The sequence below is a fragment of the Rhodococcus sp. NBC_00297 genome (genome assembly GCF_036173065.1).
GTDB lineage: Bacteria > Actinomycetota > Actinomycetes > Mycobacteriales > Mycobacteriaceae > Rhodococcoides.
In genome coordinates, this window is sequence record NZ_CP108041.1 from 1,972,599 (window position 1) to 1,991,558 (window position 18,960).

Annotated in this window: 19 protein-coding genes and 1 pseudogene; 6 read left to right on the top strand and 14 right to left on the bottom strand. The window is 64.7% G+C overall.

Features of this window, described 5'->3' with window-relative positions; translation table 11 throughout:
• Positions 1-176: 176 nt before the first annotated feature.
• The 4 genes from OG947_RS09450 to OG947_RS09465 form a co-directional block, all read right to left on the bottom strand.
• Entirely contained in the window at positions 177-725 is a 549-nt protein-coding gene (locus OG947_RS09450) for a mycothiol transferase (RefSeq protein ID WP_307096584.1), read from the bottom strand.
• A 63-nt stretch (positions 726-788) separates the two neighbouring features.
• The gene (topA, locus tag OG947_RS09455) at positions 789-3,737 is read right to left on the bottom strand and encodes a type I DNA topoisomerase (protein ID WP_328813774.1); all 2,949 of its coding nucleotides are present in this window, start codon (positions 3,735-3,737) and stop codon (positions 789-791) included.
• Positions 3,738-3,904: 167 nt separating this feature from the next.
• Positions 3,905-4,492 (bottom strand): hypothetical protein, encoded by a 588-nt coding sequence (locus tag OG947_RS09460; RefSeq protein ID WP_222638935.1) that lies wholly within the window; start codon positions 4,490-4,492, stop codon positions 3,905-3,907.
• Positions 4,493-4,620: 128 nt separating this feature from the next.
• Positions 4,621-4,824 (bottom strand): cold-shock protein, encoded by a 204-nt coding sequence (locus OG947_RS09465; RefSeq protein WP_005248460.1) that lies wholly within the window; start codon positions 4,822-4,824, stop codon positions 4,621-4,623.
• Between the two features lie 345 nt (positions 4,825-5,169).
• Between OG947_RS09465 and OG947_RS09470 the strand changes: the two genes are divergently transcribed.
• Positions 5,170-7,464: a DEAD/DEAH box helicase gene (locus OG947_RS09470; RefSeq protein ID WP_328813997.1), complete on the top strand. Its 2,295-nt coding sequence runs from the start codon at positions 5,170-5,172 to the stop codon at positions 7,462-7,464.
• Here OG947_RS09470 and OG947_RS09475 read toward each other — a convergent pair.
• A complete protein-coding gene (locus OG947_RS09475) occupies positions 7,461-8,798 on the bottom strand; it encodes a cytochrome P450 (RefSeq protein WP_222647571.1) in 1,338 nt (445 codons plus the stop codon). The two genes, OG947_RS09470 and OG947_RS09475, sit on opposite strands and share 4 nt — an antisense overlap.
• A gap of 113 nt (positions 8,799-8,911) precedes the next feature.
• Between OG947_RS09475 and OG947_RS09480 the strand changes: the two genes are divergently transcribed.
• On the top strand, positions 8,912-9,523 hold the full coding sequence (locus OG947_RS09480; protein WP_328813776.1) for a DUF998 domain-containing protein: 612 nt from the start codon (positions 8,912-8,914) through the stop codon (positions 9,521-9,523).
• Between the two features lie 151 nt (positions 9,524-9,674).
• Here the strand turns inward: OG947_RS09480 and OG947_RS09485 are convergent, their stop codons facing one another.
• The 3 genes and pseudogenes from OG947_RS09485 to OG947_RS22655 all read right to left on the bottom strand — a co-directional run.
• The gene (locus tag OG947_RS09485) at positions 9,675-10,019 is read right to left on the bottom strand and encodes an Rv3654c family TadE-like protein (protein ID WP_328810848.1); all 345 of its coding nucleotides are present in this window, start codon (positions 10,017-10,019) and stop codon (positions 9,675-9,677) included.
• Positions 10,012-10,317: a TadE family type IV pilus minor pilin gene (locus tag OG947_RS09490; protein ID WP_197027832.1), complete on the bottom strand. Its 306-nt coding sequence runs from the start codon at positions 10,315-10,317 to the stop codon at positions 10,012-10,014. The genes OG947_RS09485 and OG947_RS09490 overlap by 8 nt, the downstream gene beginning before the upstream one ends.
• Positions 10,318-10,352: 35 nt before the next feature.
• Positions 10,353-10,439, bottom strand: a pseudogene (locus tag OG947_RS22655) (DUF4244 domain-containing protein); the annotation flags it as partial.
• Positions 10,440-10,801: 362 nt separating this feature from the next.
• On the opposite strand from OG947_RS22655, the gene OG947_RS09495 reads away from it, so the two are divergent.
• From OG947_RS09495 to OG947_RS09510, 4 genes are all read left to right on the top strand, one after another.
• A complete protein-coding gene (locus tag OG947_RS09495; protein WP_328813777.1) occupies positions 10,802-11,017 on the top strand; it encodes a hypothetical protein in 216 nt (71 codons plus the stop codon).
• Positions 11,018-11,307: 290 nt separating this feature from the next.
• A complete protein-coding gene (locus OG947_RS09500; protein ID WP_328813778.1) occupies positions 11,308-11,538 on the top strand; it encodes a hypothetical protein in 231 nt (76 codons plus the stop codon).
• Between the two features lie 247 nt (positions 11,539-11,785).
• On the top strand, positions 11,786-11,974 hold the full coding sequence (locus OG947_RS09505) for a hypothetical protein (RefSeq protein ID WP_328813780.1): 189 nt from the start codon (positions 11,786-11,788) through the stop codon (positions 11,972-11,974).
• 160 nt (positions 11,975-12,134) lie between these two features.
• Positions 12,135-12,452 carry a helix-turn-helix domain-containing protein gene (locus OG947_RS09510; RefSeq protein ID WP_328813781.1) on the top strand — a complete coding sequence of 106 codons (318 nt, stop codon included), beginning with the start codon at positions 12,135-12,137 and terminating at the stop codon, positions 12,450-12,452.
• 495 nt (positions 12,453-12,947) lie between these two features.
• Here the strand turns inward: OG947_RS09510 and OG947_RS09515 are convergent, their stop codons facing one another.
• The 6 genes from OG947_RS09515 to OG947_RS09540 all read right to left on the bottom strand — a co-directional run bounded on the left by OG947_RS09515 (position 12,948) and on the right by OG947_RS09540 (position 18,707).
• Positions 12,948-14,486 (bottom strand): hypothetical protein, encoded by a 1,539-nt coding sequence (locus OG947_RS09515; RefSeq protein WP_328813783.1) that lies wholly within the window; start codon positions 14,484-14,486, stop codon positions 12,948-12,950.
• Positions 14,483-15,097 carry a hypothetical protein gene (locus OG947_RS09520; protein WP_328813784.1) on the bottom strand — a complete coding sequence of 205 codons (615 nt, stop codon included), beginning with the start codon at positions 15,095-15,097 and terminating at the stop codon, positions 14,483-14,485. The genes OG947_RS09515 and OG947_RS09520 overlap by 4 nt, the downstream gene beginning before the upstream one ends.
• A gap of 175 nt (positions 15,098-15,272) precedes the next feature.
• Positions 15,273-16,319, bottom strand: coding sequence for a serine/threonine-protein kinase (locus OG947_RS09525; protein ID WP_328813785.1), 1,047 nt, complete (start codon positions 16,317-16,319; stop codon positions 15,273-15,275).
• Between the two features lie 418 nt (positions 16,320-16,737).
• Positions 16,738-17,211: a hypothetical protein gene (locus OG947_RS09530; RefSeq protein WP_328813786.1), complete on the bottom strand. Its 474-nt coding sequence runs from the start codon at positions 17,209-17,211 to the stop codon at positions 16,738-16,740.
• 199 nt (positions 17,212-17,410) lie between these two features.
• Positions 17,411-17,809 carry a hypothetical protein gene (locus tag OG947_RS09535; RefSeq protein ID WP_328813788.1) on the bottom strand — a complete coding sequence of 133 codons (399 nt, stop codon included), beginning with the start codon at positions 17,807-17,809 and terminating at the stop codon, positions 17,411-17,413.
• Positions 17,802-18,707, bottom strand: coding sequence for a hypothetical protein (locus OG947_RS09540; protein WP_328813789.1), 906 nt, complete (start codon positions 18,705-18,707; stop codon positions 17,802-17,804). Before OG947_RS09540 ends, OG947_RS09535 begins: the two co-directional genes overlap by 8 nt.
• Between the last annotated feature and the right edge of the window lie 253 nt (positions 18,708-18,960).

Below are 18,960 nucleotides of genomic sequence, written 5' to 3' on the forward strand. Positions count from 1 at the left end.
CTCCCGAAGTAGGTCAGTGGTTCGAGAGTGAGAGTACCGCTCCAGGGGTGGGCTCGGCCGCGCATCGACTGTGGCCGCTGCACCGGGTGCGCACACCCTCTCCGTGACGTGCACACCCCCTGCAGCCTGCTACAACCGGTGTCCGCCCACTGAACCCCGTGCGTCAGAGCGCGCGCCTAGAACTCCAACCCCATGTCACCCGCCACCACACCCATTGTCGACTGCCCGTCCAGAGCCTCGCGGAGGATGTCGGCGTGCCCGCTGTGGTGGGCGATCTCGCGCAACAGGTGCAGCAGTACGCGCCGCGCGGTCCACCAGATGCGCTCCGGCGCCCACGGTGCGGTGGGTTGCGGGATCAGGTCGTCGAGGTTGCCGAGCGCGGCGATGCACTGCTCCAGCGCTCGGCCGGCACAGTCGAGTTCGGCCAGCACCTGTTCGATCGACTCCGGCACCTCGGGCTCGCCCGATCCCGAGAAGTCGACGGTCGAGTTCTCGTCGCGCTCCTCGAGCATGGTCACGTTCCCGCGGATCACCGACGCGACGTGCGCGATCAGCGAGGCGAGCGTGAACTCACTGACGGTCGTGCGCCGACGCGCCTGCTCATCGGTGATCCCCCGCGCCGTGATCGCGAGCATCCCGCGCTGATCGGCCAGGATGGTGACCAGATCGAGCTTCTCGCCCGTGACGTCGACCGACGGCCCCACGGATGTGTACGTCCCCGCCATGATGTGACCCCTCTCCTCGTGTGTGAGGAGAACGCTAGGGGCAATCGCGGACAGATGCGGTCCTCAGGACTCGGCGGGCGGCGTCTTCTTCGCAGCGGTCTTCTTGGCGGCCGCCTTCTTCGCGGGAGCCTTCTTGGCCGGCGTCTTCTTCGCTGCCGCCTTCTTGGCGGGAGCCTTCTTCGCCGGCGCCTTCTTGGTGGCCTTCTTCTTCACGGGCCCGCGAGCGCGACGATCCGCGAGGAGTTCCATGGCCCGCTCGTCGGTGATGGTGCCCACCTCGTCGCCCTTGCGCAGGCTGGCGTTGGCCTCACCGTCGGTGACGTACGGACCGAAGCGGCCGTCCTTGATCACCATCGGCTGACCACTGACAGTGTCCACACCGAGTTCGCGCAGCGGCGGCGTGGCCGTACCCTGACGTCCGCGACGCTTGGGCTCGGAGTAGATCTTCAGAGCCTCCTCGAGGGAGACGGTGAAGATCTGGTCCTCGGTGGCCAGCGAGCGGGAGTCGGTACCCTTCTTGAGGTAGGGACCGTAGCGCCCGTTCTGCGCCGTGATCTCTTCCTTGCTCTCGGGGTCGACGCCCACCACGCGCGGCAACGACAGCAGCTTCAGCGCGTCGTCCAACGTGACCGTCGCGAGATCCATCGACTTGAGCAACGAACCCGTTCGCGGCTTCGGTGCGGTCGCTTTCTTCGCGGCCTTCTTGGCGGGAGCCTTTTTCGCCGTCTTGGTGGCCACGGCGGTGCCGCCGCCCCCGTCGGACGAATGCTGTTCCACCGGAACGATGTCCGGGGTGGGCTCGGGCTCCTCGGGGATGACCTCGGTGACGTACGGCCCGAATCGTCCTTCCTTGGCGACGATCTCATGACCCGACAGCGGGTCGACACCGAGCTTGCGACCCTCCTGCGGAGTCGCGAACAGCTTCTCGGCGAACTCGAGCGTCAGCTCGTCCGGCGGAAGGTCGTCGGGCAGGTTGGCGCGCTGCGAGATCGGATCCCCGTCGGGATCGTCCGGGTTCTGCACCATCCGTTCGAGGTACGGGCCGTAGCGACCGACGCGGACGTGTACGTCGCGACCTTCGGAGTCGTCGAACAGGTGGATCGAGTTGATGACGCGGGCGTCGATGTCCTCGAGGTTCTGGCCGACCATCTTCTTCAGTCCGCCGGACCGTGCGACCGACCCCTCCGTGCCGTTCTCACCGCCGAAGTAGAAGGCGGACAACCAGTCTCCACGTCGTTCGCGGCCACCGGCGATGGCGTCGAGGTCGTCCTCCATGCCTGCGGTGAAGTCGAAGTCGACCAACCGGCCGAAGTGCGCCTCCAGCAACGCGATCACGGAGAACGCCACCCACGACGGCACCAGGGCGCTACCGCGCTTGTAGACGTATCCGCGGTCGAGGATGGTCTTGATGATCGACGAGTACGTCGACGGGCGACCGATGCCGAGTTCCTCGAGCGTCTTGATGAGCGACGCCTCGGTGAAGCGGGCCGGTGGGTTGGTGGTGTGACCGTCGGGATCGAGACCGGTGGCCGTGACCGCCTGTCCCTGCTCGAGAACCGGCAACCGGGACTCGGCGTCGTCGGACTGTCCGCCGGCCTGGTCGTCGACACTCTCGACGTAAGCCTTGAGGAAGCCGGCGAACGTGATGGTGCGTCCCGACGCGGCGAAGGTGCACTCCTCACCGGTACCCGCGGTGCCCGAGATACGCAGCGACAGAGTGGTTCCGCGCGCATCCGCCATCTGGGAGGCGACGGTGCGCTGCCAGATCAGCTCGTACAGCCGGAACTCGTCGGTGTCGAGCGAGCTGTGCAACTGACCGGGAGTCGCGAAGGAATCACCCGCGGGGCGGATGGCCTCGTGCGCCTCCTGGGCGTTCTTGACCTTCCGGGTGTACTGCCGCGGAGTGTCGTGCACGTACTCCGGGCCGTACAACTCGGTGGCCTGGCGACGTGCGGCATCGATCGCCGACGCCGACAGGTTCGTCGAGTCGGTACGCATGTAGGTGATGTAGCCGTTCTCGTACAACCGCTGCGCGATACGCATGGTGCGCTCGGAGGACATGCGGAGCTTGCGCCCGGCCTCCTGCTGCAGGGTCGAGGTCATGAACGGCGGGTACGGACGACGCGTGTACGGCTTGGACTCGACCGACGCGACGGTCAGATCGACACCGTCCAGAGCCTCGGACAACCGGCGTGCGCGCGCCTCGTCGAGAACGGTGACGCCCTCGGACTTGAGTTTGCCGTCGGCACCGAAGTCGCGTCCCGACGCGACGCGAGAGCCGTCGACGTTGACCAGGCGCGCACCGAACGCCCGCGGCGTCGCCTCGGCGCCCGCGTCGAGCTGCGCCGAGATGTCCCAGTACTCGGCCGATCGGAACGCCATGCGCTCACGTTCGCGCTGCACGATGACACGTGTGGCCACCGACTGGACGCGGCCCGCCGACAGCTTCGGCATGACCTTCTTCCACAGCACCGGCGAGACCTCGTAGCCGTACAGGCGGTCGAGGATGCGGCGCGTCTCCTGGGCGTCGACGAGGTCGGTGTCCAGTTCGCGGGTGTCGGCGGCGGCGGCGAGGATGGCCGGCTCGGTGATCTCGTGGAAGACCATCCGTCGAACCGGAATCTTCGGCTTGAGCGTCTCGAGGAGATGCCACGCGATGGCCTCGCCCTCGCGGTCGGGGTCGGTGGCGAGGTAGAGCTCGTCGGCGTCCTTGAGCAAGCTCTTGAGCTCGGCGACCTTGCCCTTCTTCTCCGGGCTGACGACGTAGAGAGCCTCGAAGTCGTGGTCCACGTCGACACCGAGACGAGCCCAGGACTCGCCCTTGTACTTGGCCGGAACGTCTGCAGCACCACGCGGGAGATCTCGGATGTGCCCGACCGAGGCCTCGACCACGTAGTTCTTGCCCAGATAGGGCGCGATCTTCTTGGCCTTGGTGGGTGACTCGACGATCACGAGACGCCGAAGCCCGGACGCGCCGGACGACGAGTTCCCCGTGCTGTCTCCTGCTGCCACCTGCTGCCGAACCTTCCTGGTCCCCGCGAGAGGGAACCCGTTCACCTGCGTCGATACCCCGAACCGTTCGAAGCCGACACACTACAGAGTGACACACACGTGCAACTCGTATGTGACACCGCGGCCCATCGACCATCGGTGACCTCCGTCCGAGTCCCCCTCTTCCTCTACACGAGGACGGGCCACCCGCCCGCGGCGAGAGCGCCCGGTGGCGGCTCGCCGATGTTCTCGATGAGCCTGGTCACCCGACGTCGACCGGTGATCCGGAGTGCCGGCGTCCCTCCGTGGGTTCCCACCAGAGTCGGCGCCACACCGGCGCGCATCAACGACTGGGCGAGCACCGGATGCGTGTCGGGGGCGTGCGGATCGAGTCCGAGGACGAACCGGGCGCCGCCTGCCTCCTGCCGTCCCGCCGCGACCACCCAGGCCCGCAGGGCGCGCGGTCCGGGCACCCAACCCCCGGGCACCGCCTTCACCGCTCCCCGGACCCACTCCGCGGCGAGCGACGCCAGCTCGGGCACCGGCTCGGTCCGGACCAGTGGCCGTCCCTCGTCGGTCGTCGTGATCTCGGCGTCGAAGCCGCACGACTCGATCAGGTCGGCCACCGCGTGGGCACGCCAGGTGGCGTCGACGACGACGGAGATGCGCGTGCGCCCGGACACGATCACGGGCTGACCCTGCGCAGCCAGCAGCCCGGCGAGGTCGGCCGCGTCGGGCGGCGTCGACTCGGCGGAGAAGAAGGACAACTGGCTCACGATCGCGACAGTAAGCCACGAACGCCCCGCCGGCGTGGTGTCCGCGACGCAGTGTCACGGAAACGAGACGTCCCCCGCCACCTCGGAAGGCGACGGGGGACGTGTCGGTAGAGACTGTCCGATCGAGATCAGACGGCGCGGACGCCCGTGGCCTGGGGGCCCTTGGTGCCCTGTCCGACCTCGAACTCCACGCGCTGGTTCTCCTCGAGGGTGCGGAAGCCGCTGCCCTGGATCTCGGAGTAGTGGACGAAGACGTCAGCGGAGCCGTCCTCGGGTGCGATGAAGCCGAAGCCCTTTTCGGCGTTGAACCACTTCACAGTTCCCTGTGCCATGCTTGTCTATCCTTTTCTTGAACACCGGATGCGATGAACGGCACTTACAGTCCATCGGGCCGGTTCCGACCGCTGTGATGATCCCCCCCCAAGAGTCACCCCGTGGGCAGAGCTTCACGCACCGCGCTCGCAACATTAGATCCTGCGAGCGTGAAAACGAACACAGAAGCTGCGACCGAGAACAGTGAACCACGTCGGACGGCGGCGCGACAGTCGACGAGACAACAACTTCGTAAATATCCTCGCGGGCTCTGTCCGCCCGTTCTTCTACGATCGACACGAGCACCGAGGGAGTGAGAGACAGTGAGCACGACGACCGACGCACCGGCCTCCTCGTTCGGCGGAATGCTGCTCGGACGAGCGCTGGCGGGAACGTCGCCGGGAGAGTCTCCGCTGACCCATGCGGTGGAGCTGCCGGGACGTGAGTCCCGGTACGCCGCATGGCCGCAGTGGCTCGAGCCCGCGGTCGTCGAGGTCTTCCAGGACTGCGGGATCCCGCAGCCGTGGACCCACCAGGCAGAGGCCGCGTCGCTCGCGTGGTCGGGCCGCAACGTGGTGGTCTCGACGGGCACGGCATCGGGCAAGTCGCTGGCGTACCGGATGCCCGTGCTGTCCCGTCTGTCGACCGACGCGCGCGCCACCGCGCTCTACCTCGCGCCCACCAAGGCGCTGGGGGCAGACCAGCTTCGGGCTGCAGTGGACATGACGGACTCGCTCGCCGCGCGGGGCTTCCCGGACATCGCACCGAGTGCGTACGACGGCGACACACCCCTCGAGGTGCGCCAGTGGGCCCGGGCGAATTCACGGTGGATCTTCACCAACCCCGACATGCTGCACATCTCGCTGCTCAAGGGCCATCAGCGGTGGGCGCACTTCTTCCGCAACCTGGCGTACGTCGTCGTCGACGAATGTCATTCGTATCGAGGGGTGTTCGGCTCCAACGTCGCCCTGATCCTGCGACGACTCCGGCGCATCGCCGCGCGCTACGGCGCCGCGCCCGTCGTCGTTCTCGCGAGCGCCACCGCGTCGAATCCCGGGGCTGCGGCCAGTCGCCTGGTCGGTGCACCGTGCGAGGAGATCACCGAGGACGGATCTCCCCACGGTCCCCGGACCGTCGCCCTGTGGGAGCCACCGCTTCTGGACGTCACGGGTGAGAACGGGGCGCCGATCCGGCGCGCCGCCGGTTCCGAGGCCGCACGCATCATGGCCGACCTCGTCGTCGAGGGCGCCCGAACACTGACGTTCGTCCGTTCCCGACGCGGCGCGGAGCTGACGGCACTGGGTACCGCGCGGCTGCTCGCGGACGTCGATCCCGATCTGCCGCAGCGCATCGCGGCATACCGGGCCGGATACCTCGCCGACGACCGCCGCGAACTAGAGCGGTCGCTGTCCGACGGCACCCTGCTCGGCGTGGCCACCACCAACGCACTCGAGCTCGGCGTCGACATCGCGGGGCTCGACGCCGTCGTCGTCGCCGGCTTCCCGGGGACGGTCGCGTCGTTCTGGCAGCAGGCCGGCCGCTCCGGTCGCCGCGGCCAGGGATCGCTGGTGATCCTGGTGGGCCGGGACGACCCGCTCGACACGTACCTCGTGCACCATCCGGCCGCGTTGCTGGACAAGCCCATCGAGGCGACGGTCACCGATCCCACCAACCCCTACGTGCTGGGGCCACAGCTGCTCTGCGCGGCCATGGAACTCCCGCTGACCGACGACGAGGTGATCGAGCTCGGCGCTCAGGACGTCGCGCAGTCCCTCGCGGACCGGGGTCTGCTCCGCCGTCGGCCGCACGGGTGGTACATCACCGCGGACGCGACCCCCCATGCGGCGGTGGACATCCGGGGCGGTATCGGGTCGCAGATCGCGATCGTCGACGGCTCCACCGGACGCATGCTCGGCACCGTCGACGCCGGCCGCGCGCCCTCGACGACCCACCCCGGCGCTGTCCACATACATCAGGGCGAGTCGTTCGTCGTGGACACGCTCGACTTCGAGGACGGCCTCGCGGTGGTGCACCACGAGGAGCCCGAGTGGACCACCTCGGCGCGCGAGATCACCGACATCGTGATCGAGGACGTGCACGAACAGCAGTCGTACGGGGAGGTCGACGTCGCGCTGGTGCAGGTCCAGGTGAGCCACCAGGTGGTCGGATACCTCCGCAGACTGCCGTCCGGAGAGATTCTCGACTCCGTGGAACTCGACATGCCGATGCAGGAACTCCACACGCGCGCAGTCATGTACACGATCACGCCGGAGTTGCTCGAGTCCGCCGGCGTGACCGCCGAACGTGTCCCCGGGTCGCTCCACGCGGCGGAGCACGCGGCCATCGGTCTGCTGCCCCTCGTCGCGACATGCGACCGATGGGACATCGGCGGCGTGTCGACGGCACTGCACGCCGACACCGGCCTGCCGACGGTCTTCGTCTACGACGGGTACGACGGTGGCGCCGGATTCGCCGACCGCGGCCACGCCGTCATCGGCACCTGGCTCTCCGCGACCCGCGAGGCCATCGCGTCGTGCGAGTGTGTCTCGGGGTGCCCGTCCTGCGTGCAGTCACCCAAGTGCGGCAACGGAAACGATCCGTTGGACAAGGACGGCGCCGTGCGCGTGCTCGACGCCGTCCTCGCCTGTCTGGAGGGTTAGGCAGACACGGTGGCCGGTTCGCCGAGCGCCACCGGTAGCGTGCGGAACCCGTGCAGCACACGGGTGTCCCGCTTGACGCCGGTGCCGGCGGACGACAGATGCGGGAAGCGGTCGAACAGCGTGCGCAGTCCCACCTCGCTCTCCGCGCGCGCGAGTGCGGCGCCGAGGCAGTAGTGGCGCCCACCCGAGAACGACAGGTGCTTGTTGGCGTTGGACCGACCGACGTCGAAGGTGTCGGCGTCGTCGAAGACCTGCGGGTCCCGATTACCGGCCGCGAGGACGCACACCACCAGATCGCCGGCCTCGAGGTCCATGCCTTCGAGGGTGACGGAACCCTTCGCGACGCGGGCCGTCATCTGCACCGGCGACTCGAGCCGCAGCATCTCGTCGACGGCCGTTCCCCACAGCGACGGATCGTCCTGCAGTCGCGCGAGCTGGTCGGGGTTGTTCATCAGCAGATTGATGCCGCTGCCGAGCAGGTTGACCGTCGTCTCGAACCCTGCCGCCAACACCAAACCCGCGGTGGCACGGAGTTCCCGATCGTTCAGGTACACCCCGTCCTCGGACGCCGCGATGAGCTGACTCATCAGATCGTCGCCCGGGTTGTCGCGCAATCCCGCGATGTGGGTGGCGAGCCACCGGTCGAAGCCCTCGAGGCCCTGCTCGACCTCGCGGAACTGCGACCACGTCAGACCGACGTCGAGACTGGGCGCCGCGAGTTCGCCGAACTCGAGCACCTTGTCGCGGTCCGCCTCCGGCACGCCGAGGATGTCACCGATGACGGCGACCGGAAGCTTGGCGCAGTACGACGACACGATGTCGACCGTGCCGCCGCCCGCAGCCACGAGTTCGTCGAGAAGCGTGTCGGCCACCTGCTGCACGTTGTCGCGCATCGCGTTGACGGCGCGCGCGGTGAACACCGACGACACCAGCTTGCGGTAGCGGGTGTGCGAGGGCGGCTCGACCGACAGCAGCGACGGCGGCGCCAGCGGGTGCAGAGCGGCGGTTCGGGTGCGACGCTCGATCGCCCGCAGCGGCTTCGGGAGATTGCCGCCCACGACGACGGTGCGGTAGTCGTCCGAGCGCAGGAGGTCGAAGATCAGCCCGTGGTCGACGGTGAGGTAGGCGACGCGGCCCTTGACGATCTTTCCCCGGTCGCGAATCTCCTGGTAGACGACACCGGGGTTCGCGCGAGTCACCGGATCGGCGATGAGCTTGGCCTGCGGGTCACCGATCTTGATGCCGCGTTTGGCGAAGAAGCGCACCACTCCGTGCACCGCGAACCACCGCAGCCGCGATCGTGCCTCGTCCTTGACGTCCGCCACTCTCGACATTCCGATTCCCCCGATGCTCGGCCTGCGATAACCCGGTTGCGCGTTACCGCACGTCACACGTGTGACTCACCTCATGATGCGCCGGTCACGACGCCGGTGTCTACCGTCGTGTCATGACCCTGCGTCGGAGCGTCGCCTCCTTGTGGATCGCCACAGTCCTCTACTGGCCGATGCAAGTGATCGTCTCGCGTTCCTGGACCACCCCGTACAGCTGGCGTGACGACGTCATCAGCGCCCTCGGTGCGGCGACGTGCACCGACTACTGCTCGCCCGATCACGTCGTCATGAACGCGACGTTCGTCGCCGTGGGCGGCGCCACCGCAGCGGGCGCGGCGCTCCTGGTACGTCCCTGGGTGGGCATCGCACGGACGGGGTGGATCCTCGTGGCGCTCTCCGGTCTCGCGACGTGCGCCGTCGGGTTCCTCCCGATGGACGTCGCACCGGTCCCCCACACCGTCGCGGCGCAGGTGCACTTCGGCCTGCAGCTCGCCGGAATGCTGTGTGTCGCAAGATCCGTCGGGCGAGTCGCCTCGCGATTCACCTACGCCTGCAGTGCGATCGCCGTGGTGGGCGGCATCGCCTTCCTCAGCCCCGGGAAGTGGGGACTGGGCTCGGGTGTCACCGAGCGGCTCGCCCTCGACACCCTGAACGTGTGGACCATCGGCATGGGCGTGCTCCTGCTGGCGCGATCGTGGAATCCAGGCCCCGGAATCCGGGGTCGATAGTCCACGATCACCGAGGCACCAGTTGCGTGTCTCTGTGAGGCGGGCAGCTGCACGAGCCGCCGTGGCCGCCAGTGTGAAGACCGGCCGCCCCGTCGCACCGGAAGTACGCAGGCTCGCCGAGTCGCGCTGACCGACATACCGAGGTGCTGGTTCACTCCTTCACCGGCCCCGCCCGCGCAGAGGCCACCGCATCCCTCTCCCCTAAGCGCAGCAGCGCGATCCGCACTCGCACCCGGACCTGCACGTCCCACTCCTCCACCGCGCATCCGTCCAGCACCGCATCCATCCGGGCAGCCGACGCCGTCGCCGCCGCGCACCCCGCCTCGGACCCCGACGTCAGTGCGGCGGCACCCGCCAGCGCAGCGAGGTCCGCCGCCGACTGCGCCTGATGACGGGCCGAGACGGCGGCACCCACCGAGACCACCGCCGCGGTCACCACCACCAGCGCCGCCGTGACGAACGCTCCCAGCACAGTCGCCGAACCGCGGTCATCCACCCGTCGGCTCCGCCGTCGCCACCGCACTCGCCGACACCGTCAACCCCGGCAGCGGCGACGACGCCTCCACCCGCACCGTCACCAGATCGCCGACGCGCGACACCGTCACCCGCGCACCGGGCGGGGCCACCACCGTCGCCGACGTCACCGCGCTCTCGTCTCCGAGCGCCGAGAGCCGGGCACCCTCCCGCGCCGCGTCGATGCACCGGATGTGCTCGGTGACGGTGACCAGCGCACCGAGGCACAACACCAGGACGGCGACGATCGACGAGATCGCCAGCGCCGCCTCGACCGTCACCGCCCCGCGGTCGCCCGTGAGACCCGAGTCCCCCGTCAGACCTGTGTCTGCAGAGCCTTGTCGATGATCGACGTCAACGCGGTCACGATGCTGTCGCCCGTCACAACGAGGGTACGAATGGCACTGCATCCGAAATGATGCGGCCCCGGTGAGAGGTGCAACTCTCGACCAGGGCCTCAGCCACCGACAGATCGGACCTGCCCGTGAACCGTGCCCGAAGTGTATCGGCACCCATCAACAACAACCACGATGCGCGCGACTTCGCCATCGTCACAAGCGTTTTCGTCGCCCTCTACGCCACCGTCTACTACGGCCTTACCGCCGTTGTCGCCCTTGGGTGGCACGCATGAGCACCCACGGACGTGTACGCCTCTACTGCGCCACATGCGGTCACCTGGTGGCCGAAGTGCACCCACCCGTCCCGCCCGTGCCCACCCACTGTGTCGGGTGTTCCCACCGCGTCGTAGCCGCCGACGACCACGAAGTGACCATCACGCCCGTCGCGTCGCATGACGCACCCGGGGCGCCCATCCGCGTAGACGTTTCCCGGTTCCATGTCGGCCCCGACGAAATCGAGTTCGGCCTGAGCCTGCACGGCGGGACCACCGACGTGTGGACCCTCGACACCGCCCGCGCCGCCCTGGACGCCATCGCCGCCGCCGTCGACACCCTCGAACGGGAAATGAACGCGCACCGCTGACCCTCTCCGCACCACGTCGTTCTCAGGGCGCGCCCGACGCTAAACAGCGGCCCCCAGTTGAACTGTGCTGACAATCCCACGAGACCTGGCCGTGGGAGCCGCCCCGCTGACCGATCACCGGCGGGGCGGTCAACCAACAGCTCCCCGCGCCCACCAGGCCGGGGGGCCAGAGGTCGTGGAGCGGAACGACGGTCAGCGGACAATGGGGGTCACCCTGGGGGGTTCCGGACAAGCCCCGAAGGGTCCGCGCCTTACACGCTCCGGTGCACCCAACCGCTACGGTCCAGTCCATGACCATCCCCGACCCCCTCCTCGCATACGTTCAGGCTTCGCTCGCCGCCACAGTCGAAGCCGCCGATAACGTACTCACTGCGGCCGACTACGCGCCGCCGTCCGCAGAACCCGAAACGGACCCCGACCCTTACACGGCGTTCGTCTCTACCGTCCGGGCTTCCGCACAACGGCTGGCGGAAATGGTCAGGGAGCTGGACGGCGAGGAACGGTTCCGCGCGGGACAGTGAGCTGGCTCATCGGCCCCTGCGCTGGTCGGACCACACCAGGTAAACGGCGAACGCTTCGAGGGCGAGCATCGCGGCTTGCACCGCAAAATCGAATACTTGCGTGGACATGGAACCTCCGGGGACACCCTTGGTGGGAGCCAGGCCCGAGGCCATCAGCACGACACCGGAAACGATACCCCAGGACGCCGACAGCGCCACAGACGCAAAACGATGCCCAAGGGCGGGTAGCCCCCTTACTGTGGTGCGCATGGCTAAATACGAACTGAAAAGTACGAAAACCGGTGACCTTGTGGCGGAAGGTGACTTCGACTCCGCGAAAGACGCGTGGACCTGGGGCGTTGCAGAAGCCAACAAGCACGGCATCCACGCTTACCAGGTCGCAGATGAGCACGGCGAAAACTGGATGAAGTGCGGCGGCGTCACCGCAGCCGAGTAGTCCCCCTCCCACTGCACCACCAAAGCGCCCCCAATCCGTGGATGGGTTGGGGGCGCTTCTCGGTTGGTTGCTGTGCGGGTTTCGTTCGGCAGCGACGACGGTAGCACGCCGGTCCCGTACACCAGTACGGGTGTAAACCGTTGCCGCATAGAGTGATCGAGTGAATACGCCATCCACGGAAGCTGTCTTTGTCAAGCCGTCCGACCTAGCAGAACGCTGGGCAACGCCCGTCCACACCATCCACCGACTCTGCGCGCGCGGCGAGATACCGCACATGCGCATCGGCAAGCTCATCCGGATACCACTGGACGCCATCTATGTCTACGAACGACTTACCCTCCGGTGGCCCACCACCCTCGACCACGAGAAGATCACCGCCGTCATCCGCGGCACAGCGACACCTAACACGCGCCGCCGACGCCCGCTCCCCGCGCATCCATCCCCAGTCGACGTCATGGGGGAGCCGAAAAAATTCTGACCAGCAACGATGCCAGCCTCAGCCCGCGGACCAGCGGGCTACATAACGGAACGGTAACGACCCCACGGCTGAGCGCACCACACCAGGCACACTCACACCCACGGCGGGGACCGAGACTGATGGCGTCAGCCTCGGCACCCGCCCCAAAAAACACCAGCTCACAGCCTTGAAACCCCGAAATCAAGGCCCCACGGCGTTTCTGACAGCGCTCGGGGAGGGATTGGACAGTATGCCCAGGGGAGGGCCGCCATCCGCGCTCGGGGGCCCCCCCCCCGGCCGGTCAGTGACCGGGGCCGCTCGGGTTCCCGCTTATGAATAGCAGACCACAGCTACCCGTCCGATCTATAAGCACGCGCCGTTACGACACCCGCTCACACTAAAGATCCTGGAATCTTACCGGTCCGGTCTGGGAAGACTGGTGCGCAATGATGGGTCACCACCGGGGTCTTCAAGCAAGGCGCTCAAGACTTGTTCGTTCGCACGACGCCGTTCACATCACTGGTCATCCTCGACCGTCCGTGGGATCGGTATATCAGTTGCACTCTGCTCAGGATCGGCACCAGCGCCCTCCCGTCCGCTCAGCTCTGTTTGCCCGATCGATTCCGCGACTAGAAGCTCCCCCTGCGTATCGCGTCCCAGCACATCGGATAAACGACTCCGGTCTTCATCCGAGCCCAAATCCACGAGCAGGTTCCATGTAGCCCACCCGATATCTTCCAGAGGCAACTCGGCACGGGTATTTAAACTTGCGGTGCCAGTGGCGAAATGGAGATTCAGGTCGCGATCCCCAACTACGGTCACCGCTTTACGCACAAGACCACCAGAACCCATAGTATCTGCGATCTCACCAAGCAAGGCATCACCCGCCACGCCGACTCGCGACGATGATGCGAAGCTGACTGCCCGAACATCGTCTGCAACATCTACACCTATCAGCGGCAGTTCCGCGTTAGCAGCACGACTCTCGATTCTAGTGATCGACGGCGGTCCCTGAATAGAGAAGTCAGACGCAGTGGCCAGACCTGATGCGCCCGAGAACCAGCTCTTAAAACCGCCACCACGAAGCGCGATCGACCCGCTGTCGATCTGCCAGAGAAAAGGGTCATCTTTCGGGACTGCGAGTTCATTCCTACGAATCAAACATTTCTTCGCGCGCATGCCTGGCAGCGCAGTCGTCATCAATAATTGCAGTTGTTCATCTGCGCCAGAGCGTTCCAGGCCCTCGAATGAATGAACGTCAACAGCTCTGCCTATGTTGCGCCAGAAATCTGCGTGGTCAGCGGGCACAATGCGGAATAGCTCACGTAGAAGCTGCGGCGATAGCTTCCCACCCAAGGAGTCTACTGGACCTGGAAATTCGAGCGGAGCGCCGCCACCCGAAACCCATGCTGCTTCTAACAGGTGGGTGAATTGAGTCGCTGACGGCGCATCGAGCAAACTATCAACTACGTCCAATGCCTCGCTCGTACTGTCCCTATCAAGTTCGATAGCACCGGAGAAACCGCGCTCTACTCGTGCCGCCGACTCCTCGGCCGCATCGCCTGCTACAAGACCCTGACCGCCTCTGAGAACATAAGAGGACAAGATGCCACCGGTCTGGACAAACTTTGGCGCCGTAAACTGTTCTAGTGCTGGGAGGCTCGTGACAAGACTGCGGCTAGACTTCGCGGTTTCGCTTAGCACATTCTCGACAACGGCGGCTGAGTGATCCTCGGTTGACCCCTCCTCGGGTACGATAAGATCGGCAAGCTGTAGGAGAATCGGACGACGGTCGGAAAGCGTCCGCACGTCCTCCGCAATCTCCTCGGAGAACGGCGATGTTCTGAGGTAGACGTGACGGTCTAGACGTGTGCCGCCCCTCCATTCGAGAACGAAATCCGGCAGGTAAGAATGGTTAAAATTGCCCGTTGGCACCAACACGGCGTCTTGATCCGCCCGTTGCAGAATTTGCGCAGCCAACGATTTAATCATCCTGACTGACTCAATTGGATTTTCAATTTGCGTGGCTAACCGGACCTGCTCAGCGGATGTCAAAAGTCCACCCCATTCCTAATCATTTCGCTTTCAATAAGCGCAAAGTGGTCACGGGTAAGCATAAGGTTGTCGACCTGCTTGTCGGATAAGACGATGATCCACAGGTTGTCAGACACCTCTTTAGCAACCTCGGCCGAAAATTCGGCCTTGGGGTCTTCATCCTCAAGAAAATTCACGTCGACCAAATCCGAATGCATGACCGCTCTTTGGATGGACTCGACCGTCGTATGCGTGTCCCAAGCTCTGGACTGGTGGGGAGAAAACGAAATCCAGAAAAAATGGTCCGCGAGGAAGTGATTAGTTGCCCGTGCTCGGTAGCAGTGCGCTAGAAAGGCCCGATAATGAGCCGGCAAGTCGGACTCATTTTTGTAATTCTTACATTCGGCAAGGAACCCCTGACCCTTAAATTCCTCGCCGCGCATGAAACCACCCAGGTCGAACGAAAAGCTTTTACTGTTGCCCTTCGGATTTGCTTTCTTTACAGTTAGTTTATGGACTGCCACACCGTCCGGATTTAGGAATGACGCTTGAACGCGCGTCGTTCGATCCAGCCACAGCTTGGCACGACGCGCTCCCGCCCGACCCTTACTCTGCTCAACCTCACCTGCCATCGACGCGACCTTCCAAGTGCAACGTGAGTTGCATAACACCATACGCAAACATGTGTCGAGGCTACGTCACGAACGGATGAAGTACAGCTCGCTACGGGCACAACAACCAGCTTGCGTGCGCTTCTGGTCGTCAAGCATCCGGGGCGTCGACAACCTGGGTTGGATGAGGAACCGACTAGCTCAGAGACTTCACCACATCGCGGACCGCTTTCGGCACCATGTCTTTTGAGACCTCCACGTCCGAACACCCCCTGACCCTGCGTCCTGTGGACTGGTATGTGGTCTTGAGCCGAACCACGCCCCCGTACGGCTCAGCACAGATGTTCACCGGTGATGCCAACTTGAACGGATGGCTTTTCGCACAATATATGTGGTCGACGTGAAGCACTCGTTCCCAACCACGACGACCTTCTACCGCCTGTACGAGTGCATTGCCGAAATCGTCCGCAGATTCGAACCTCTCGGAAGGATTTTTGCGCAGCGCCTTTCTCACCACCGAAGCCAACGACTGCGGCACATGAGGTGCAACATCGCGCAAATCATCAAGCTGCCCCGTTCTTATTCGCTCAATTTGTTCTTCAAGTGGAAGTCGAATCGGAACTGGATACTGACCCGCCATAGCGAAGAAAGCGGTCGCGCCTAAAGAATACAGGTCGGAACGAATAGTGCACCGATCAAGAGAGATCACCTCTGGTGCAACCGTTTGCCAAGTCCCATTGGCTTCCGTAGATCCTGTGGCGTCGAGGAGCGAACAGAATCCCAAATCAGACACGCGAACTTCGTCACCGTCGACCAATATGTTTGCAGGCTTAATGTCACGGTGCAGCATTCTCTCCGCATGAATACGATCAACACCCGCCGCGGCGTGTCTCATCAACCTGACAGCGCGATGAATCTCTAAACCGACACCTTTAGCGACGGATTCAAGATCGCCGCCCTCGATAATTGGCGTGACGATAAATCGTATATCGCTTTCGCTATCAACGTCTGCATTCAGCACTTCAATGAGGCACCTACTTTTTAATTCCTCCAGTAACCGTGCTTCATCCCAACGAGTGGGGTGAAGCGTGCCTTCAACTGGTAATAATTTAACCGCGACCATTGTGTCAAGATGCTCATCGTGCGCCCTATAGACGTCGCCATCGGACCCTAGTTTGCCCCGAATGTCATACCGGTCATTGATGCGAGTGCCGATTGCGAAGCGAGGTAGAGGCGGGTTCACCCGTGTAGCGTACTGTCTCTTCATGGCTGTTCTAGGCGTTTGCGTGGTTCCCGGTTCCGGTGCGCCCAGACTGTACGGGGTGATGCTCGATGGAAACTACGCGCAACCTCAGTTGCAAGACCCTGGCTTTCAGCTTCGAACCAACTCGAGCGACCCCTCCGAACAAGCCGTGGACCTCGCGCGTCTGCTCCTAGCCAAGCTACCGGCACTAGGACCGACAGTGACAGCGATTCGGACAGCCGGCACTACACCCGTGCCACGCCGAAACAGGGCCGCATTCTCACGAGCACACGCCGAGGGCGCGGTGCTCTACGTTCTACGCGAACACCTCGGCGCGCCAGTACTGGCTGGGGACCCCAAATTCCTAGCGAAGCACCTCGGCGCACCACACCTGGAAGTCGAGGCTAGGGCTAAAGGTTTAAATAGCGCCAACACGCAGGCCGCGCTCGCAGCGCTTTGCGCCCTTCCCAAAGACTAAACCGCTGTACAAATTCTCGCCCCATTCGCTCGTAACGAACAGGGAGTCGACTTCGGGCACCTTCCATTCTGCCCAATCGGGCGAAAGTGAGTTCACCACAATTCCGACCACTACACTCCTGTTGCCGAGTAAACGAATCTTGGCGGCGGCGCGCGCAAGTTGGGTGCCGCTCGCAATATTTATACCGAGAATTATCGTATTCCCCGAGAGATCAGCTCTTATACTTGGATCAAGCATCATTGCCGCACCAATGAGTCTTTCCGACCGTGGATTAGCTGCCATAAGGCCGTACGTTTCGAAGTGCTCACGGCGAAAAGCCAAAATCTTCTCAACATTCATACGCAGGTCATCGGCACGGTTGAGCCGGTTCGCGCGCCCATGACCTTCGTTCATCACGTCAAGCATGCTGGCCATTGCGTTGTCCCTTCGCGTTTCGAGCATTGTTTCTAGTGCTCTTAAAAGTCACTCCCGGAGATTCTATTACGATAGAACATCTTTCTCCGGCGCACACGCGAACCGCCCAAACAATTTGTGCCACCCGACCGCACTCAAACTATTCGCGGGACGAGCGCGACCGAGTATTTTCGCGAGGTGTGGTGCGGCTAGACGATGCTCAGATGGCGACGGCTTTTTCCCTACCGAAGCGCTTGTCTGCCTCGTCGTCCCCTGCTCGCCTCCCACCCATGGGGAGGTACCCAGGCGGGTCGGGGCGACGGTGGTTCTTTTGCGTCGACTTACCGAAGCGCCGCTCCGCCTCGAGGACACCGGAGTAGGCGAAGCCGTACTCGTCGCTCCACGGCTCATCGACAGTGCCGCCGCCTTCCGTCGTGCGAGTGCGGCTCATGCGGTGCTCCACCGGCTCACGAGGTGCGCAGTCGTCCATCCAGCGCGGGTTGGCGACCATCTTCACCCCGAACCGCTTTTCTGCGACCTCTGTAGCGTGGCGCTCCGCGGAACCGGGGGTCATCAGGTACGACTCGGGTACCTCGTGGTCGAAGTTCGGGTCACTCATCGCCGGTCACGTCCTCACCGAGCACGCGGGCAATCGCTGACGCCATGACCGCCTGGGCGCGGTCCTCGAGCGCTTGCACGCGGTCCATGTCGCGGGCACCGCGCATCTCGGAATCCACGACCCCCATCAGGTGCGCACGTTCGCTCTGCGCAGCCTTCACGGTGGCGGCTTGCGCCCGCGTCGGAATCCACAGGTGCGCCTTGTTCGAAACGGCCCACACCAAGAACGCGTCCAAATCGCAGTCCGGCACCCGGAGGTCCAGGTGGTTCGCGATGAACAGAAGGCTGTCCGTTTCGTTGGCGTCGGCGCCGTTGGATCGGCGGGCGTCGAACCACGACGGGTCGAAGCGACCTGAGTTCCAGATGCTGGCCTGGGCTTCGCGCAGTTCCGTGTATCGGTCCCGCAGCGCCCGAAGTTCCATCCAGTCGGTGGCGACTCCCCGGTCCATTGCGCCCATCGCGGTCGTGGCACCGTTCAACCTGCCCACGATGGTGCGGACCTCGGACATGAGCGCCTGAAGATCACTGTCCAGTTCCGCGAGCATCGCGTCGGCGCCGTGTTCGGCGGCGTACTCCATCCGGGCGGCGCTGTCGTTGACGATCAGGTTGCATTGCTCGAGCGTTGCGCGGGCGTCCGCTGCGGCGCGCACCTTGTCCGCCAGTCCCGTGAAGAAGCCTGGGGGGATTTCGCCGGACTCGTACAAGTCGCGGCCCTGCTCTGCCGCTTCAGCTTCGGCTACGGTCGCCGCGAGGTCTGTCAGCGCGTCGTTCGCGGCGACGTTCACGCGGCTCGCCGCACTGTACGCCGGGAGATGCCCCAGCATCTCGGCCAGTCGTGGGTGGCGTAAAGCCCGGTCGAGGAACGGGGTAGCCAGGAACCCAATTTTGTTTACTGTCATGCTTTTTGCTTCTCCTTGTGTGATGCGGGTCGGTCGCGCCAGATGACACGACCGTCGATGAAATCGGCTCTACCGCCGTAGGTTCGGGGCCGGGTGCGCACGGGCGCATCGGGCTTCGGGGTGGTGGTTGTCGTCATGGTTTCTCCGCGTGTTCAGCGACCGCCCAGACCAGCCGCGCAAGACCGCCGTACCGGGCGACAGCACCGGAGAACGCCGCATTGAACGATTCGGTATCTCCGTGTTGCACTGCTGC

Excerpts from the sequence above, each read along its gene's own strand:
- OG947_RS09450 (WP_307096584.1), bottom strand. The coding sequence starts at position 725 with ATGGCGGGGACGTACACATCCGTGGGGCCGTCGGTCGACGTCACGGGC.
- OG947_RS09465 (WP_005248460.1), bottom strand. The coding sequence starts at position 4,824 with ATGGCACAGGGAACTGTGAAGTGGTTCAACGCCGAAAAGGGCTTCGGC.
- OG947_RS09470 (WP_328813997.1), top strand. The coding sequence starts at position 5,170 with ATGCTGCTCGGACGAGCGCTGGCGGGAACGTCGCCGGGAGAGTCTCCG.
- OG947_RS09475 (WP_222647571.1), bottom strand. The coding sequence starts at position 8,798 with ATGTCGAGAGTGGCGGACGTCAAGGACGAGGCACGATCGCGGCTGCGG.
- OG947_RS09480 (WP_328813776.1), top strand. The coding sequence starts at position 8,912 with ATGACCCTGCGTCGGAGCGTCGCCTCCTTGTGGATCGCCACAGTCCTC.
- OG947_RS09500 (WP_328813778.1), top strand. The coding sequence starts at position 11,308 with ATGACCATCCCCGACCCCCTCCTCGCATACGTTCAGGCTTCGCTCGCC.
- OG947_RS09505 (WP_328813780.1), top strand. The coding sequence starts at position 11,786 with ATGGCTAAATACGAACTGAAAAGTACGAAAACCGGTGACCTTGTGGCG.
- OG947_RS09520 (WP_328813784.1), bottom strand. The coding sequence starts at position 15,097 with ATGGCAGGTGAGGTTGAGCAGAGTAAGGGTCGGGCGGGAGCGCGTCGT.
- OG947_RS09530 (WP_328813786.1), bottom strand. The coding sequence starts at position 17,211 with ATGGCCAGCATGCTTGACGTGATGAACGAAGGTCATGGGCGCGCGAAC.
- OG947_RS09535 (WP_328813788.1), bottom strand. The coding sequence starts at position 17,809 with ATGAGTGACCCGAACTTCGACCACGAGGTACCCGAGTCGTACCTGATG.
- OG947_RS09540 (WP_328813789.1), bottom strand. The coding sequence starts at position 18,707 with ATGACAGTAAACAAAATTGGGTTCCTGGCTACCCCGTTCCTCGACCGG.